We start from the raw sequence: 14,728 nt of genomic DNA on the forward strand, positions 1-14,728 counted from the left end.
TCTAGGCCCTCTCGAAGTCGAAGTTCACGAAGACCATGCCCTTCTCGGTGCTCGACGACTCGGCGAACTCCGGGTACGGCAGGTCGGGCAGGACCTCGAACCGCCACGCGCCTTCCCAGGCGTCGAGCACGCCGGTCTGGCACGCGTACACGTCCACGGTGTACTGGCCGGGCTTGAGCCACAGGTCGCGAATCACGAGCCGGCCCTTCTGGGGCGTCTCGGGGTCGAACCATCGCCCGACGAGCCGGGAGTCGCACTGGGCGATGACGGCGCCCTGGTCGTTGTTGATGTGCATCGAGACGAAGTACGTCCCCACGAGGTCCTTGCTCGGAGGCGCCTCGAAGTCGACGACGACGTCCTGGCCGGACTTCACGAACTCGTCGCTCATCCGGACCGAGGACAGGCGTACCGCGCCGTTGCCGGGGCGGTTCTCGGGCTCCGACTGCGCCAGGGCAAAGCTCTCGAAGCTGTCGCGATAGGCCTGCAACGTGCCCTCGACCGAACCGGCGAACGTGAGCCGGCCACGGTCCATGAGCACCGCCGAGGTGCACAGCGCCTGCACCGTCTGTAGCTGGTGGCTGACGTAGAGGACCGTGCGGCCGCCCTGCGCGGCCTCGCGCATCTTCTGGATCGACCGTCGCTGGAACTCGGCGTCGCCGACGGCCAGCACCTCGTCGATCGCCAGGATCTCCGTCTCGAGGTGTGCGGCCACCGAGAAGGCGAGCCGCACGTACATGCCGGACGAGTACCGTTTGACCGGGGTGGCGAGGAACTTCTCGATGCCGGAGAACTCGACGATCTCGTCGTAGCGGCGGTTGATCTCCTGCCGGGTCATCCCGAGGATCGCGCCGTTGAGGTAGATGTTCTCCTTGCCGGTGAGCTCGGGGTGGAACCCCGTGCCGACCTCCAGCAAGGAGCCGATCCGGCCGTTGAGCTCGATGCGCCCCCGGGTGGGCGCCGTGACCCGCGTCAGGATCTTGAGCAGGGTCGACTTCCCGGCGCCGTTGCGCCCGACGATCCCGAGGGCCTCGCCCTGGGGGACGTCGAAGGTGACGTCGTCCAGGGCGTCGAAGAGCGTGTACTTCTGCTTGCCGGTGGACCGCAGCCACTGGACCGCCGCGGCGGCGGCCGTGGACGGGCGCTCGCCGAACGCGCCGAGCCGGTAGGTCTTCCCGAGCCCGGCGACGGTGATCGCTGGTTCCTTCGTCGCACGCACACGTGCAACATATGCGTCGGGGAACTGGTCGTGGACGGCGAGATCGGGTGAATGTGGCCGCAGAGGTGCTGGTGCCGGGTGAAACCTCTCTGCACGACGTCGCAGCGCGGGTGAAAGCAGTCGTCGGCTGCGGTGATCGTGAGCCCGTCCGCCTATTCTCGTGAAGGCCCGGCACGCCCGGGGGAGGCCAGGACGAACGGGGGACGCAGTGGTGGACGACGTGAGGCCCGTCGCCTTCTACCTGCCGCAGTTCCACCCGATCCCCGAGAACGACGAGTGGTGGGGCGCCGGGTTCACCGAGTGGACCAACACGGCCCGTGCTCGCCCCCTCTTCCCCGGTCACCGTCAGCCGAACCTGCCCGCCGACCTCGGCTTCTACGACCTGCGGCTGCCGGAGGCCCGGGCGGCCCAGAGCGAGCTCGCCCGTCAGTACGGGGTCGAGGCGTTCGCGTACTGGCACTACTGGTTCGGCCACGGGCGTCGCATCCTCGAGCGCCCGTTCTCCGAAGTCGTCTCGTCCGGCGAGCCGGACATCTCGTTCTGCCTGGCGTGGGCGAACCAGACGTGGAGCGGCATCTGGCACGGCGAGGCCGACAAGGTGCTCGTGCAGCAGCACTACCCGGGTGTCGACGACCATGCCGCACACTTCGAGGCCGTGCTCCCGGCCTTCCGGGACGAGCGCTACCTGCGGGTCGACGACCGCCCGGTCTTCTACGTCTTCCGGCCGGAAGAGCTGCCCGACGCCGCCCGGTTCGTCGACCTGTGGCAGGACATGGCGCGGCGTGCCGGCCTGCCGGGCCTCTACCTGGTGGCCGAGATGAGCGACCTGCTCGGCGACGGTCCGCGGTACGACCGCATCCAGCGGGACGGCTTCGACGCGGGGGTCTACATGCGGATGCCCGCGCGCCGTCGGACACAGGACGTGCTGCGGATGCGGCTCGGGCGCAAGCTGGGCCGGTGGCCGGAGATCTACCCGTACTCCGACGACTGGGCCGCCACGGCGCGCACGGGTCGCGACATCCAGCCCTGCGTGTACCCGAACTGGGACAACTCGCCACGCTCCGGGAGCCGGGGACTCGTGCTCACCGGGTCGTCGCCCGAGAAGTTCGAGCGCAACGTACGCCAGGCCGCGGCGACGCTGACGGATCGGCCGCGGGACGAGCGCCTGCTCTGGGTCAAGTCGTGGAACGAGTGGGCCGAGGGGAACCACCTGGAGCCGGACCTGCGCCACGGGCGCCGTTGGCTCGAGGCGCTACGGAGCGGGATCCGTGGCTGACGGTCGGCTGCGGATCGCGATGATCTCGTACTACCTGCCGAGCACATCCAAGATGGGGATCGGATACCAGGTGCACGAGCTGGCGACCGAGCTGGTGCGCCGCGGGCACACGGTCGACGTGTTCAGCGACTGCCCCGCCGTGGAGGGTGCCGTCTACGGGCACCGTCACGTGCGCCTGACCGGGTCGCTGCGGACGTTCCGGTTCGCGCTCGCGCTGCGGCGCGTCGACCTCTCCGGCTACGACGTGCTCCACGCTCACGGCGACGACTACTGGCTGTGGCGACGTCGGGTCCGCCGCCACGTCCGTACGCTGCACGGCTCGTGCTTCGAGGAGGCCCGCCGCATCCGAGGGCTCAAGGAGAAGTTCCGCATGGTTCTCCTCGGGCTGTCCGAGGTGCTGGCGTCCCTGGTCGCCGACCGGACCGTCGTCGTGTCGCCCCGGACCCGCCGCTGGTACCCCTGGGTGCGGTCCGTGGTCCCCAACGGTGTCGACACGCGACGGTTCGCGCCGCGGGTCGAGTCGCGTGCGGACCACCCGGTGGCCCTGTTCGTCGGAGCGTGGAACGGACGGAAGCGCGGTGCGGAGCTGGCTCGCCAGTTCGTGCGCGACGTGCGTCCGCACCTGCCCGGTGCCGAGCTGTGGATGGTCTCGCGCGACGTGCCGGACGACCCGGGCGACGGCGTCGTGGCGCTCGGCGCGCTGACGGACGCCGAGCTGGTCGACGTCTACCACCGCGCGTGGGTGTTCTGCCTGCCGTCCGACTACGAGGGTTTCGGGATTCCCTATGTCGAGGCCATGGCCGGCGGGGCGCCGGTGGTGTCCACGCCGAACCTCGGGGCCCGGTACGTCACCCGCGACGGTGCCGATGCCCGGCTCGTCCCCCTCGAGGACGTCGGTACGGCAGTGCGCGACCTGCTCCAGGATGCGCCGGCGCGTGGGGCGCTCGCCGCGGCGGGCCGCCGTCGTGCCCAGGAGTTCGATCTCCGCCGCGTCGTGGACGCCCACGAGGCCCTCTACCGCTCCTGACGTACGGCGGGCGGCCCGCACGTCGCCGTGGTGAGGCACGCGAGCCCACCGGCCAGCAGCACGGCGCCCACGACGTCGCTGGGCCGGTGTGCGTGCCCCACCACCGACGCGAGGCAGGTGACCGCCACCACGACGGGGGCGACGATCAGAGGGGCACGTCGGGACGAAGTCGGCCAGAGCAGGATCACCGCTACCACCAGCGCTGTCGTGACCGCCACGTGGCCGGAGGGGAAAGTGTTGTCGGTGTAGCCGTGCTCACCCAGATACGGTCGGTCGAGTGCCGTCTGCAGCCAGCGTGACCCGAGAGTGGCCGCTGCGACGATGACGGTGCCGGCCACCAGGGAGCGCCAGCGTCGGGCGACCACGGCGGCGACGGCGAGCACGGCGCACACGACAACGAGCACCGGGGGGAGCGCTCCTCGCAGGAGCGACGCCGGTCCCTCGAGGACGGCGTTGGCACCTTGCGCTTCGGCGAAGAGCACGATGTCACGCTCCTGACCGGCGTCCGTCCGGACGGCCCCGACGTACAGGGCGGCTGCCGCCCCGAGGAGCGCGGTCCCGAGGCCGGCGAGGGCGAGGCGGCGCACAGGCGCGGTCATCCCGGCAGACTACGGGCCGCCCGAGAGGGGAGGGAGGCGCCGTCGGACGTTTCACCCGGCGGGCGGGCTCATCGGCGGGCCCCGCGGGCCGTGTCACCGGCCGGGCGTACCCTGGTCGGGCGTACCCGAACCTGGCCCTGTGCGGGGTCCGGGCCTGTCGTGCTGCCACACGCCGTCCCGGAAGGACCGCTCTACCGCCATGAACCTCACCGGCATCGTCCCCGCCCTGCTCGACGACCCCGGAGCGGCCGCTGCCCTGGAGGCGGTGCCGCTCGGAGGCGAGGTCGACGTCGTCGGCCCGAAGGGCGTGCGCGCCCCGCTGGTGGCGGCCGCCGCGCAGCAGCGCCCTCTCGTCGTCGTCACCGCGACGGGCCGCGACGCCGACGAGCTGGCCGCCGCCGTCCGTGCCTACCTGCCGGACGACCGTGCCGACGACGTCGCGGTGCTGCCCGCGTGGGAGACGCTGCCGCACGAGCGGCTGAGCCCCCGTGCCGACACGGTGGCCAAGCGGCTGGCCGTGTTCCGCCGGCTCGCGCACCCCGACACGGCCCCGGGCAACGCCCAGGCGGGCCCGGTGCGGGTGCTCGTGATGCCGGTGCGCGCCCTGCTGCAACCGGTGGTCGAGGGGCTGGGAGAGCTCGTCCCCGTCGAGCTGCACACCGGGCAGACGGCGGACCTCACCGCCGTCGGCGACGCGCTCGTCGCCGCCGCCTACACGCGCGTCGACATGGTGGAGCGCCGGGGCGAGTTCGCCGTCCGCGGTGGGATCCTCGACGTGTTCCCGCCCACCGAGGACCACCCGCTGCGCCTCGAGTTCTGGGGCGACGAGGTCTCGGAGATCCGGTGGTTCTCGGTGGCGGACCAGCGTTCCCTCGAGCTCGCCGACCGCGGGCTGTGGGCCCCGCCGTGCCGCGAGATCCTGCTGACGGACGCCGTGCGGGAGCGCGCCGCCGGCCTCGTCCCGCAGCTGCCGGGCGCCACCGACATGCTGGACAGGCTCGCCGCGGGCATCGCCGTGGAGGGCATGGAGTCCCTCGCTCCCGCGCTGGTGGAGCGGATGGTGCCCGTCCTCGACCTCGTGCGGGCCGACTCCCTGCTGGTGCTCGACGAGCCCGAGCGGGTGCGCCGTCGTGCCCACGACCTGGTCGCCACCACCGAGGAGTTCCTCGCCGCGGCCTGGACGGGTGCCGTCGCGGGCGGCGAGGCCCCCCTCGACCTGTCGGCGGCGTCGTTCGCGACGTTCGCCGAGACCCGCGAGGTCGCCGCCCGGCGCGGCCTCGGCTGGTGGACGCTCTCGGCCTTCTCGCTCGACACCGCGAGCGCCGCAGCAGCGGACGACGACGCCGCGGCCGCGGAACCGGTCGCGACCGACGGCGACGTGAGCACCTTCACCGTCGCGGCGCGCGACGTCGAGTCCTACCGCGGTGACGTGGCACGCGCCCTGGACGACGTGCAGGGGCTGCAGAAGGCCGGCTGGCGCCTGGTGCTGACCACCGAGGGGCACGGCCCGGCGCAGCGCATGACCGAGCAGCTGCGTGCCGCCGACACGGCCGCACGCCTCGTCACCGAGCTCACCGACGTGCCCGAGGGCGGCGTCGTGCACGTCGCGCCCGCCCTGGTGGGAAAGGGCTTCGTGGTGCCCGAGCTGCGGCTCGCGGTCTTCAGCGAGTCGGACCTCACCGGCCGCCAGGGGTCCTCGACCCGGGACATGCGCAAGATGCCCTCGCGACGCCGCAACGTCGTCGACCCGCTGCAGCTCACGGCGGGCGACTTCGTCGTGCACGAGCAGCACGGCGTCGGGCGGTTCATCGAGATGGTGCAGCGCACGCTCGGCGCCGGCGCGAACGCCGCGACGCGCGAGTACCTGGTCATCGAGTACGCGTCCTCCAAGCGTGGCCAGCCGGGTGACCGGCTCTTCGTGCCCACCGACCAGCTCGACCAGGTCACCAAGTACACCGGCGGCGAGTCCCCGAGCCTGTCCAAGATGGGCGGTGCCGACTGGAAGAACACCAAGGCGCGCGCCCGCAAGCACGTCAAGGAGATCGCGAGCGAGCTGATCCGCCTCTACTCCGCGCGGATGGCGACGCAGGGGCACGCGTTCGGCCCCGACACGCCCTGGCAGCGCGAGCTGGAGGACGCCTTCGCCTACGTCGAGACGCCCGACCAGCTCGTCACCATCGACGAGGTCAAGGCGGACATGGAGAAGTCCGTGCCGATGGACCGCCTGGTGTGCGGCGACGTCGGCTACGGCAAGACGGAGATCGCCCTGCGCGCGGCGTTCAAGGCCGTGCAGGACGGCAAGCAGGTCGCCATCCTGGTGCCCACCACGCTGCTCGTCCAGCAGCACTTCGACACGTTCTCCGAGCGGTACGCCGGGTTCCCCGTGAACGTGCGGGCGCTGTCGCGCTTCGAGAGCGCCAAGGAGTCCTCCGAGACGCTGGCGGGTCTCCAGGACGGGAGCGTCGACGTGGTCATCGGCACCCACCGCATCATCACGGGCTCGGTGCAGTTCAAGGACCTCGGGCTGGTGATCATCGACGAGGAGCAGCGGTTCGGCGTCGAGCACAAGGAGACGCTCAAGCAGCTGCGCACCAACGTGGACGTGCTGGCGATGTCCGCGACACCGATCCCGCGCACGCTGGAGATGGCCGTGACCGGCATCCGGGAGATGTCGACCCTGGCGACGCCGCCAGAGGAACGCCACCCGGTGCTCACCTACGTCGGGGGGTACGAGGAGCGGCAGATCTCCGCGGCGATCCGGCGCGAGCTGCTGCGCGAGGGCCAGGTGTTCTACGTGCACAACAAGGTCGAGTCGATCCAGCGGGCCGCGTCCCGGCTCGCCGAGCTGGTGCCGGAGGCCCGGATCGGCGTCGCGCACGGCAAGATGAGCGAGCAGCAGCTCGACCAGGTCATCCGCGCCTTCTGGGAGAAGGAGCTCGACGTCCTGGTGTGCACCACGATCATCGAGACCGGCATGGACATCTCGAACGCGAACACGCTCATCCTGGAGCGCTCCGACACCCTCGGGCTGTCCCAGCTGCACCAGCTGCGCGGGCGGGTGGGACGGGGCCGCGAGCGCGCCTACGCCTACTTCCTCTACCCGCCCGAGCGGCCCCTGACGGAGACCGCGCACGACCGGCTGGCCACGATGGCCGCCCACACCGATCTCGGGGCGGGCATGCAGATCGCCATGAAGGACCTGGAGATCCGCGGTGCGGGCAACCTCCTGGGCGGCGAGCAGTCCGGGCACATCGCCGGCGTCGGGTTCGACCTGTACGTGCGCATGGTGGGGGAGGCCGTGGCGGCTTTCCGCGGCGACCGGGAGGAGGAGCAGCCCGAGGTGACGATCGAGCTGCCGGTGGACGCCCACCTGCCCGAGTCGTACATCGCCACCGAGCGGCTGCGGCTCGAGGCCTACAAGAAGATCGCCGCCGCGCAGGACGCCGCCGCGCTCGGGGAGGTGCGGGCCGAGCTCGTGGACCGCTACGGCGCGCTGCCCGAGCCGACGGAGGCGCTGTTCGAGGTCGCGGAGTTCCGCAACCACGCCCGGCGGGCGGGGCTCACGGACATCACGGCCCAGGGCAAGCACATCCGGTTCGCACCGGTCGACCTTCCCGAGTCCGCCCAGATGCGCCTCAAGCGGCTCTACCCCGGCACGATCCTCAAGCCCGGCATCCGCGCGGTGCTCGTCCCGTTCCCGACGACGGCGCGCATCGGCGGTAAGCCGTTGCGCGGCACCGCGGTGCTGACCTGGGCGCGTCAGCTCATCGACGCCGTGCTCCTCGGCGAGGTGGCCGCTGCGGCCTCGGCCGGGGCGCGGGCGTAGCCGGTCGGCGTTCTCGCGAGGGCGCTGCGGCGGTGGGCCTGCTCCGGCAGCTGCCGTCCGATCGCCGTGGGCAGACCCACGGGAGTCGTCGCCCAGGTCACGACTGGTCGAGGTGCTGCACCACGGTGCGCGCGATCTCGAGGCTCGCGGTCGCCGCAGGCGAGGGGGCGTTGAGCACGTGGACCTGACGGGGACCCGTCAGGATCCGGAAGTCGTCGACGAGGCGTCCGTCGCGCTCGAGCGCCTGGGCCCGCACCCCCGACGGAGCCGGGACGAGGTGCCGGCGCTCGATCAGGGGAGCGAGGCGTTGCAGCGACCGCACGAACGCTCGCCGGGAGAGCGAACGGACGACCTCACGGGCGCCCGGCACGACGTGCCGTGCTCCGAGCGACCACAGGCCCGGCCAGGTGAGCGACTCGACGACGTCGCCCGGGACGACGTCACGCCACCGGTAGCCCTCGCGGGCGAGGGCGAGGACGGCGTTGGGACCTGCGTGGACCGTGCCGTGCAACGTGGGTGTCAGGTGCACGCCCAGGAAGGGGAACCGGGGATCCGGGACGGGGTAGACCGGGGTCGACACGACGTGGGCGGCGTCCCCGACGAGGTCGAAGTACTCGCCGCGGAACGGCACGATCCGCACGTCTGGCGCGAGACCGCATGCCGCGGCGAACCGGTCCGCGTAGAGGCCGGCGCACGCGACCAGGGCGTCGACGGCGATCTGCTCGTGCCGGGCGCCGTCGTCGGCCGCGAGCTCGACGTCGATCCGCATCCCGGCCCCGGGCGCTGACGACCGGGCGCCGACCACGCGCGCACGGCACCGGACCTCACCACCGTGCGCGACGACGTCGTCCGCGAGCGCCCTGCACACCGCCGGGTAGTCGACGATCCCTGTCGACGCCACGTGCAGCGCACCGACGCCCCGCACGTGGGGCTCGATGCCGTGGAGCTCGTCGGCAGCGACACGTCGCAGCGGCACGCCGTTGGCGGTCCCGCGTCGTTCGAGCTCGGCGAGCGCGGGGAGCTCGGTGGCGTCGGTCGCGACGACAAGCTTGCCGCTGGTGCGCACGTCGATGCCGCGCTCCTGGGCGAAGCGGGTCATGGACGCCGCGCCGGCGGTGCCGAGCCGTGCCTTGAGGGACCCGGGGGCGTAGTAGAGGCCCGAGTGGATGACGCCGGAGTTGCGGCCCGTCTGATGGCGGGCGATCTCCGGTTCCTTCTCGAGGACGACGACGTCGTCGCCGCGGGCCGACAGCCGCGCGGCCACGGCGAGCCCGACGATCCCTGCCCCGATGACGGCGATCCTCCGCATGGGCTCATGGTTCCGCATGCGGCGCTGCCGCGTTGACCGGTGGCGGGTGAACTTCTGCCGCCTCGGTCGGGGATCAGCCGAAGTCCGCCGCCGTCGCGTGCTCGACGTCGACGAGGTAGGCGACCCGCTCGGCACCGCGGGGGTACGGCTCGCCGGTGTACGCGCGGGAGATCCGGTCGACGAGCGCCCAGCCGGCGTCGCCGTCGACCCGTTCCACGACCCGTCCGCGCAACATCGCCATCTGCCAGGGGTGTTCTGTGTGCGCGACGGACACGGAGACGCGGGGGTCGCGTGCGATGTTGCGCGCCTTGCGCGACCGGGGGCCGGTGAGGAAGGCGAGACGGTCGCCCTCCCAGGCGATCCAGAGCGGGACGACGTGCGGTGCGCCGTCCGGCAGGACGGTGGCGAGATGGGCGATGTGGGTCTCGTCGACGAGCGTGCGGGCGGCGTCGGGGATGTGTGGTGGTCCGTCGTGGGTGAAGGGGGTCATGGCGGGTGGACCGACGGTGCCGCCGCAACTCATCGCGCTGAGGGTTCCGATCGGGGTCGTTCCGAGCGGTGACATCGTTTTCGAAGACCCTCTAGCCTCGACCCGCGGGGCGCGCACGCGGCCCCGCTCCGGGGCATCGCCGCCCCGGCCGCACATCGCAAGGGAGCGACGATGAGGCAGAGTTTCACCGGGGCGGTCGCCCGTCTCGGCACAGCAGTCCTGGCGGCGGGGGTCGCGTTCGGCGCCAACGCCGCGGGGGCGTCCAGCGCTGCGGCGGACGATGCCGTCGTACTGGAAAACGATTTCGAATCGACGGTCGACCCCTGGGGTCCGCGCGGTCCCGTGACCCTCGGGATCACCGACGACGCACGCACCGGCGACGGGGCGCTCAGCGTCACCGACCGCACGGGGGAGTGGAACGGTCCCGCGACCGACGTCGTGGACCTCTTCGCCGAGGACGGCGTGTACCAGGTCGAGGCCTGGGTCAAGCTGCCCGCCGGGGTCACGGACGCCACCGACGTCCACGTCACCGTCCAGGAGACCTCCGCCGACGGCGACGCCCACACCTGGGTCGGCGGAGCCGTCACGGCCACCGCCGACGAGTGTGTCCAGGTCGGCGGGACGTACACCATGCCCGCCGGGCTCACCGCCGCTCAGCTCTACCTGGAGGCCGCGCCCGTCGGCGACGTGCACCCCGACTTCCTCGTGGACGACCTGACGATCACCGGCCAGCAGGTCGACACCGGCCTGCCCGACGGGTTCGTCCCCGGCGGAGCGGTCAGCCCCACGGCCCCACCCGTGTCCGCGGCGCAGCACGGCACCACCGGGGGTCCCGTCGCCGCGCTCACGTTCGACGACGGTCCGAACCCGGGCGTCACGCCCGCGCTGCTCGACCTCCTCGCCGAGCACGACCTGCCGGCCACGTTCTGCGTCGTCGGTCAGAACGTCGAGGCCGACGGTGGCGCCGAGCTCCTGCGCCGGATCGTCGCGGAGGGGCACACCCTGTGCAGCCACTCCACCGGCTACGCGGACATGGGGTCGATGACGCCCGAGCAGGCGCAGGCCGACATGATCGCCAACCTCGAGATCATCCGCGACGCCCTCGGTGACCCGAACGCGAAGGTCCCGTTCTGGCGGGCGCCGAACGGTTCGTGGGGAGCCACCCCGGGCGTCGCGGTGAACCTCGGCATGCAGCCGCTCGCGGTGACGAACACGATCGCCGACTGGGAGACCCAGGACGAGGCGACCCTGACGAAGAACCTGCGCGCCGTCCTGACCGACGGCGAGCTCGTGCTCGTGCACGACGGCGGCGGCGACCGCTCCGGATCCCTCGCCGCGGTCGAGACCGTGGTCACCGAGCGGCTCGTCGAGGGGTGGGAGTTCACCCCGGTCCAGGGCGTGCCCCCGGCGTCCGGCCCCGTGCTGAGCACCGACTTCGAGGACGGTCTCGACGGCTGGGGACCGCGCACCGGCGACGACACGGACCCGACCGTGGAGATCACGACGGCGGACGCGCCCTCGGGCGACGCGGCCGCGCTGGTCACCGGTCGCGACGAGCAGGGTGACGGCATCGGGCGCGACGTCTCGGAGGTGCTGACCTCCGGGGTGCGCTACGAGGTCTCTGCCCAGGTGCGGTTCCCAGCGGGGCAGGAGCCGGACGCCGTCTGGCTCTCCCTGGCCAGCACCGCGGACGGCAGCACCTCGTACGCCACGCTCGCGCAGTGGTCGGAGGTGACCGCCGACGGCTGGACGGAGGTCACCGGGACGTTCCAGGCGCCGGCCGGAGAGGACCAGCACCTCTACCTGGAGACCGACTACAACGGCTCCAACACCAGCGATCTCCTCGTCGACGACGTCGTGGTCTCGGTGCCCGCGCCGGCCGTCGTCCAGGACCTCACACCGATCCAGGAGACGGTGCCGTTCCCGGCCGGGGTGGCGATCGACTCGCGCGAGACCAGCGGGTCGGCCGCCGAGCTGCTGCTGCGGCACTTCGGCCAGGTCACCGCCGAGAACCACATGAAGCCGGAGGCCTGGTACGACGACGAGGGCACGTTCCGCCCGCACCCGGAGGCCGTCGCGCTGATGGACTTCGCGGCCGCGAACGACCTCGCGATGTACGGGCACGTGCTGACCTGGCACTCCCAGACGCCGGACTGGTTCTTCACCGACGCCGCGGGTGAGCCGCTCACCGACTCCGCCGCCGACCAGCAGGTGCTGCGGGACCGGCTGCGCACGCACGTCTTCGCGGTGGCCGAGTGGCTGGCGACCTACGGCGAGTTCGGTGGCGACAACCCCGTGACGGCGTTCGACGTGGTCAACGAGGTCGTGTCCGACGGTGCTACCGACGACGGCCTGCGCCGCAGCGAGTGGTACCGGATCCTCGGCGAGGAGTTCATCGACCTCACCTTCGAGTACGCCGACGAGGCGTTCAACGAGCGCTACGCCGCCGAGGGCGCCGACCGTCCGGTGGCGCTGTTCATCAACGACTACAACACCGAGCAGGACGGCAAGCAGGACCGCTACCGCGCGCTGGTGGAGCGGCTGCTCGAGCGCGACGTCCCCCTGGACGGCGTGGGCCACCAGTTCCACGTGTCGCTCGCGATGCCGATCTCGGCGCTGGGCGCCGCGATCGACCGCTTCGCCGACCTGCCGGTCACCCAGGCCGTCACCGAGCTGGACGTCACCACCGGCACCCCGGAGACGGAGGCCCGGCTCGTCGAGCAGGGCTACTACTACCGGGACGCCTTCCGGCTGTTCCGCTACCGGGCGGACTCCCTCTACTCCGTGACCGTGTGGGGGCTCACCGACGGACGGTCGTGGCGGGCGGACGACGGCGCACCGCTGCTCTTCGACGACGCCTACCAGGCCAAGCCCGCCTACCACGGGGCCGTCGACGCCGAGCTGCCCGCGCAGCTGCGCGCCGCGGACGTCTTCGCCGGCGAGGTGCCGCTCGACGGCGAGGCCGCCGCGTCGCCCGTCTGGGACCGCCTGCCGCTGCACGCCGTGTCCGCGGCGGGGGAGCAGGTCGCCGGCTTCCAGCTGCGCTGGGCGCCCGGCCACCTGACCGCCTACGTGTCCGTCACCGACGGTGCGGCCGAGGCGAGCGACGCCGTCACGTTCGACCTCGACGGGGCGACCGCCGTCGTCGGCCGCGACGGCGACGTCACCGGCGACCTGGCAGCGGACACCGCGGCCGAGGTGACCGGGACCGACGGCGGGTACGCCGTCGTCGCCCACCTGCCGCTGCAGGCGGCGAGCCAGGGGGACACCCTCGGTCTGGACGTCCGCGTGTCCGACGGCGGTGCCACCGCCGGGTGGAACACCCCCGGCGCGCTCGGCACGCTCACGCTCCGTGAGCCGCTGAGCGTCGTCGAGGTCGTCGAGGCGCCGACCGCCCCGCAGGTCGACGGGGAGGTCGACGACGTGTGGTCCGCGGCGAACGCCGTCACGACCGACCGGACCGTCGAGGGCACGGACGGCGCCGTCGCGACCGTGCGGACCCTGTGGAGCGACGACACGCTGCACGTGCTGGCGGAGGTCCCGGACCCGGAGGTGGACGTCAGCGGGTCCGACCCGTGGATCCAGGACTCGGTGGAGATCTTCCTCGACGCCGGCAACACGAAGAACGGCGCCTACCGGGCCGAGGACACGCAGATCCGCATCAGCGCGGAGAACGAGGTCTCGTTCGGCACGGGGGACGCCGCGGACCAGGCCGCGCGCCTGGAGTCGGCGACGACGCTCACGGACGACGGCTACCGCGTGGAGGCCACGATCGACCTGCTCGGCGAGGGCGGCGTGGGGACGTTCCACGGCCTGGACCTCCAGGTCAACGACGCCACCGGCGGCGAGCGGACCGGGGTCACGACGTGGGCCGACCCGACCGGCACCGGCTACCAGTACACGAACCGCTGGGGCGTGGCCGAGCTCGTGACGGCCCCGTGCCGCCCGCGCCGGAGTGGGTGGCCGGGCAGGTCTACACGGCCGGCGACGAGGTGCGCCACGACGGTTCCCTGTACCGGGCGACCTGGTGGACCACCGAGCCGCCTGGCGACTCGCCCTGGGGTTCGTGGCAGGAGATCGCCACGGCGCCGGACGGCACGGCGGTGTGGACCGCGTCGCGGATCTTCACCGCGGGCGACGTCGTGGTGCACGACGGCGAGACCTACGAGGCACGGTGGTGGACCCGCAACCAGGTCCCGGGCGACCGACGGGGACCCTGGAAGGCCCTGGTCTGACACGCCCACGTCGAGGTGGTGCCCGCACGGGACGACGGGCACCACCTCGACGAGGCACTCATCACTCAGCGTTCGGTGACGGCGCCTCCGGCGATCCGCAGACGGCGCTGGGCGCGCCGAGCGACGGCCGAGTCGTGGGTGACCATGACGATCGTCAGTCCCTGCTCTTTCCACAGCCCTTCCAACAGCTCGACGATCTCGTCGCGGGTCGCCTCGTCGAGGTTGCCTGTGGGCTCGTCGGCGAGCAGTACCCGGGGCTCCTTGACCAGCGCGCGAGCGATCGCGACGCGCTGCTGCTGCCCGCCGGACAGCTCACCCGGCAGATGATCGGCGCGCTCGCCGAGACCGACGGATCCCAACGCGGCCAGCGCACGCCGGGTGCGTTCGGCGGCAGGCACCTTGAGCGGCACCATCGCGGTCGCGACGTTCTCGGCGGCCGTGAGCGTCGGGATGAGGTTGTAGTGCTGGAAGACGAAGCCGATGCTCTCGGCGCGTGCCCTGGTCAGTGCTCCGTCGGGGAGCTGTGCGAGGTCGTCGCCAGCGAGGAGCACGGTGCCCGACGTCGGTCGGTCGAGCCCGCCGAGCATCTGCAGCAGGGTCGACTTCCCCCCGCCGGTAGGCCCCTGGACCGCGACGAGCTCGCCGTCGCCGATCTCGAGGTCCACGGACCGCAAGGCATGGACGGTGCGCTTGCCGGTGTACGTCTTGGTGACGTTCTTGAGCTGGTACATGGTGGGTTCCTCTCGGGTA

Annotated in this window: 9 protein-coding genes and 1 pseudogene; 5 read left to right on the forward strand and 5 right to left on the reverse strand. The window is 72.4% G+C overall.

Translation table 11 applies throughout. The features are described 5' to 3' along the window. Position 1: 1 nt before the first annotated feature. Positions 2 to 1,216 carry an ABC transporter ATP-binding protein gene (locus UQW22_RS09755; RefSeq protein WP_407316572.1) on the reverse strand — a complete coding sequence of 405 codons (1,215 nt, stop codon included), beginning with the start codon at positions 1,214 to 1,216 and terminating at the stop codon, positions 2 to 4. Between the two features lie 211 nt (positions 1,217 to 1,427). On the opposite strand from UQW22_RS09755, the gene UQW22_RS09760 reads away from it, so the two are divergent. Both UQW22_RS09760 and UQW22_RS09765 read left to right on the forward strand, forming a co-directional pair. Further along, positions 1,428 to 2,492: a glycoside hydrolase family 99-like domain-containing protein gene (locus tag UQW22_RS09760; protein ID WP_407316574.1), complete on the forward strand. Its 1,065-nt coding sequence runs from the start codon at positions 1,428 to 1,430 to the stop codon at positions 2,490 to 2,492. Beyond that, positions 2,485 to 3,519: a glycosyltransferase family 4 protein gene (locus UQW22_RS09765; RefSeq protein ID WP_407316576.1), complete on the forward strand. Its 1,035-nt coding sequence runs from the start codon at positions 2,485 to 2,487 to the stop codon at positions 3,517 to 3,519. Before UQW22_RS09760 ends, UQW22_RS09765 begins: the two co-directional genes overlap by 8 nt. Here UQW22_RS09765 and UQW22_RS09770 read toward each other — a convergent pair. Continuing rightward, on the reverse strand, positions 3,507 to 4,118 hold the full coding sequence (locus UQW22_RS09770) for a phosphatase PAP2 family protein (RefSeq protein ID WP_407316578.1): 612 nt from the start codon (positions 4,116 to 4,118) through the stop codon (positions 3,507 to 3,509). The two genes, UQW22_RS09765 and UQW22_RS09770, sit on opposite strands and share 13 nt — an antisense overlap. A 199-nt stretch (positions 4,119 to 4,317) precedes the next feature. Between UQW22_RS09770 and mfd the strand changes: the two genes are divergently transcribed. Then, positions 4,318 to 7,944, forward strand: a complete 3,627-nt coding sequence (gene mfd, locus UQW22_RS09775) for a transcription-repair coupling factor (protein ID WP_407316580.1) — start codon at positions 4,318 to 4,320, stop codon at positions 7,942 to 7,944. 97 nt (positions 7,945 to 8,041) lie between these two features. Here the strand turns inward: mfd and lhgO are convergent, their stop codons facing one another. After that, positions 8,042 to 9,253, reverse strand: coding sequence for an L-2-hydroxyglutarate oxidase (lhgO, locus tag UQW22_RS09780; RefSeq protein WP_407316582.1), 1,212 nt, complete (start codon positions 9,251 to 9,253; stop codon positions 8,042 to 8,044). A 73-nt stretch (positions 9,254 to 9,326) separates the two neighbouring features. Continuing rightward, on the reverse strand, positions 9,327 to 9,743 hold the full coding sequence (locus tag UQW22_RS09785; protein WP_407316584.1) for a TIGR03618 family F420-dependent PPOX class oxidoreductase: 417 nt from the start codon (positions 9,741 to 9,743) through the stop codon (positions 9,327 to 9,329). 171 nt (positions 9,744 to 9,914) lie between these two features. Between UQW22_RS09785 and UQW22_RS09790 the strand changes: the two are divergent. Then, positions 9,915 to 13,661 (forward strand): annotated as a pseudogene (locus UQW22_RS09790) (endo-1,4-beta-xylanase); the annotation flags it as partial. 74 nt (positions 13,662 to 13,735) lie between these two features. Further along, entirely contained in the window at positions 13,736 to 13,978 is a 243-nt protein-coding gene (locus UQW22_RS09795; RefSeq protein WP_407320770.1) for a carbohydrate-binding protein, read from the forward strand. 65 nt (positions 13,979 to 14,043) lie between these two features. Here the strand turns inward: UQW22_RS09795 and UQW22_RS09800 are convergent, their stop codons facing one another. Further along, positions 14,044 to 14,709 (reverse strand): ABC transporter ATP-binding protein, encoded by a 666-nt coding sequence (locus UQW22_RS09800; protein ID WP_407316586.1) that lies wholly within the window; start codon positions 14,707 to 14,709, stop codon positions 14,044 to 14,046. Positions 14,710 to 14,728 lie beyond the last annotated feature (19 nt).

It is taken from the genome of Isoptericola halotolerans (assembly GCF_045689585.1).
Classification (GTDB): Bacteria; Actinomycetota; Actinomycetes; order Actinomycetales; family Cellulomonadaceae; genus Isoptericola; species Isoptericola halotolerans_B.

What these genes read in the sequence shown, in the direction of transcription:
- UQW22_RS09770 (WP_407316578.1), bottom strand. Translation starts at nt 4,118, where the DNA reads ATGACCGCGCCTGTGCGCCGCCTCGCCCTCGCCGGCCTCGGGACCGCG.
- mfd (WP_407316580.1), top strand. Translation starts at nt 4,318, where the DNA reads ATGAACCTCACCGGCATCGTCCCCGCCCTGCTCGACGACCCCGGAGCG.
- lhgO (WP_407316582.1), bottom strand. Translation starts at nt 9,253, where the DNA reads ATGCGGAGGATCGCCGTCATCGGGGCAGGGATCGTCGGGCTCGCCGTG.
- UQW22_RS09785 (WP_407316584.1), bottom strand. Translation starts at nt 9,743, where the DNA reads ATGACCCCCTTCACCCACGACGGACCACCACACATCCCCGACGCCGCC.
- UQW22_RS09800 (WP_407316586.1), bottom strand. Translation starts at nt 14,709, where the DNA reads ATGTACCAGCTCAAGAACGTCACCAAGACGTACACCGGCAAGCGCACC.